The organism is Variovorax sp. H27-G14, assembly GCF_046156345.1.
GTDB lineage: Bacteria > Pseudomonadota > Gammaproteobacteria > Burkholderiales > Burkholderiaceae_C > Variovorax.
Genome location: NZ_JAYLVN010000052.1, coordinates 1 through 2,624, shown reverse-complemented (window position 1 = coordinate 2,624; position 2,624 = coordinate 1). Strand labels below are relative to the sequence as shown.

2 protein-coding genes are annotated in these 2,624 nt (G+C 64.3%); both read right to left on the bottom strand.

The features are described from left to right. Window positions 1–199: 199 nt before the first annotated feature. Window positions 200–991 carry an IS21-like element helper ATPase IstB gene (gene istB / locus VLK31_RS36165; RefSeq protein ID WP_409173313.1) on the bottom strand — a complete coding sequence of 264 codons (792 nt, stop codon included), beginning with the start codon at window positions 989–991 and terminating at the stop codon, window positions 200–202. Then, window positions 984–2,507 (bottom strand): IS21 family transposase, encoded by a 1,524-nt coding sequence (istA, locus tag VLK31_RS36160; protein ID WP_409173312.1) that lies wholly within the window; start codon window positions 2,505–2,507, stop codon window positions 984–986. Before istA ends, istB begins: the two co-directional genes overlap by 8 nt. Between the last annotated feature and the right edge of the window lie 117 nt (window positions 2,508–2,624).

The window sequence follows — 2,624 nt, the reverse complement described above, 5'->3', positions numbered from 1 at the left end:
TGTCGGCGCCGGTTGAATCTTGACCCACCCTGCCGGTTGAACTTTGACCCGGGGATGGAAGCCGGCATCGTGGAAGCCGGCTGTGCATAACTCTAGCGTCTTCCTCCTTTCTTGACTTCTTTATTGATCTTGAATCGCTCGCACGAAGAAGGCGCGTAGGGCGAAGCCCGCAGCGCCTTGTCCCTGCCTTCGGTGCTTCTCAACCGGCATTTCCAGCCGATGCCTTTCGCTCCTGCTCACGCGCCTTGATGCGTTTCTTCGAGTTCGCCGTCGCGTGCGTGATCCGGTAACTGTCATTGCCCGTCTCCACGATGTGGCAGTGGTGCGTGAGCCGGTCCAGCAACGCAGTGGTCATCTTCGGATCCACGAACACACTGCTCCATTCGGCGAAGTCCAGGTTGGTCGTCACCACCACGCTGGTGTGCTCGTACAGTTTGGAGAGCAGGTGGAACAGCAACGCGCCTCCGGCCTGACTGAAGGGCAAGTACCCCATCTCGTCCAGCACCACCGCATCCAGGCGCAGCAGGCTCGCGGCAATGCGACCCGCCTTGCCTTGGGCCTTCTCCTGCTCCAGCGCATTGACCAGGTCGACGGTCGAGTAGAAGCGCACACGCTTGCCATGCTGCGTGATGCCCGCCACGCCAATGGCCGTCGCCAGATGGCTCTTGCCGGTTCCGGGTCCACCCACCAACACGACGTTGTGCGCCTCATCGGTGAAGGCCATCTCGGCCAGTTGCAGCACCAGCTTGCGGTCCACCGGCGAGACCTCGAAGTCGAACCCAGCAAGGTCTCGGTGCACAGGGAACTTGGCTGCAGCCATCTGGTGGCTGACCGAGCGCGTGGCACGCTCGGTCGTCTCGGCGCGCAACATCTGCTCGATGAGCCAGCGCGATCGCTCCAGCTGGGCGTTGTCCTGCTCGATCAGATCGGCCCAGGTCCCGGCCATGCCGTGCAGACGAAGCGTCTTGAGTTCGGCGATGACATCACGCATGACCGGCCTCCCGCATGCTGCCCGGATCGCGCAGCCGGTCGTAGCGCGCCGTGTCGGCGATCGGCGGTGTCAGCACCTGCAGCGGCGTCTCGACGTTCTCTGGTCGCGGCGCCGAGTTCAAGCGCGCCAGCACGTTGATGACGTGCTCGATGCTCACGCGCCCGGAGGGCGGAGCGCCGTCCAGCGCCAGCTCCACAGCCACCAGCACGGCTTCCAGTCCCGCCGTCGGCACCAGGGCCAGCACCCGGGCCATGACGCGGTCGCCACCGCTCTCGCGCAGCAGGCCGCGGCGCAGCCGCTGCAATGGCTCGGGCAGATCGGTGAAGGGGGCACCGTTGCGCAACGCGCCTGGCTTCCTCTGTACCAGCGGGATGTAGTGCTGCCAGTCATAGCGCGTCTTGCTCTTGTCCGTCAGCCGTTCGTGCTCGGCCACCACACTATCGCCGGCCACCACCGTCACGCGCGTCGGGTACAGGTGGGTGCTGACCATCTGCCCGGCCAGCTCGCAGGGCACCGAGTAGCGGTTGCGTGCCACTGACACCAGGCAGGTGCTGCTCACCCGGGCCACTTCCTCGACGTAGCCGTCGAACGCAGCCGGCATCGGCATCAATTGCACCCGCTCGTGCTCGAGCATCTCGGCGACGCTGAACTGCTTGTGCTCGGGATGCCGTACTTCTTCCCACAGCGCCCGACATCGTTCGCCCAGCCAGGCATTGAGCTCGTCGAAGTTGGCGAAGCGCCGCTCACGCGCGTCGATCCAGATACGCCGGCGGCTGTCCTGGACGTTCTTCTCCACGACACCCTTCTCCCAGCCCGAAGCGACGTTGCAGAAGTCGGGGTCGTACAGGTAGTGCGCACACATGACCGAGAAGCGCGCGTTGACGGTGCGGCCCTTGCCCTTGTGCACCTTGTCCACGGCGGTCTTCATGTTGTCGTAGATGCCGCGACGCGCCACCCCACCCAAGGCTGCAAACGACCGGGTGTGCGCATCAAACAGCATCTCGTGGCCCTGGCTCGGATACGCCACAAGGAAGAACGCGCGGCTCGCGCACAGCTTCATGTGCGCGACCTGCAGCTTGCGGTACAGGCCCCCGACCACCAGCGGCTCGTCGCTCCAGTCGAACTGGAACGCCTCGCCCAGCTCGAAGGTCAATGGCACGAACGCCTTGCCGATTGCAACGCCTCCCTGCTGCATTCGCCATGAGCGGATGAAGTCGGTCAGCTGGGTGTAGCCGCCTTCGTAGCCGGCCTGGGCAATCTGCTTGAGCAGTGCCTTGGCGGTTCGTCGTTCCTTCTTCGGACGACGTGCATCGGCCAGCAACGCCATCTTCACGGTCTCGATGAACGGCGCCAGCTTCGTCGAGGCCCCCTTGCGCAGGTACTTCGGTGGCTGCGCCACCGGGGTGCGCAAATACTTGCGCACGGTGTTGCGCGACAGGCTTGTCGCCCTCGCAATCTCCCGCACCGACTTGTTCTCGCGGTGGTGCATCCGCAGGACCTTGCCAATCATGGCCATAGTGATCACTCCTGATACCCCACCGCTTAAAAAAGCAGCAGGGTAGGCTGAACACCCGGGTCAAATTTGAAGCGGCACAACCCTCACAGGTGGGTCAAATTTCGGCCGGCGCCAACA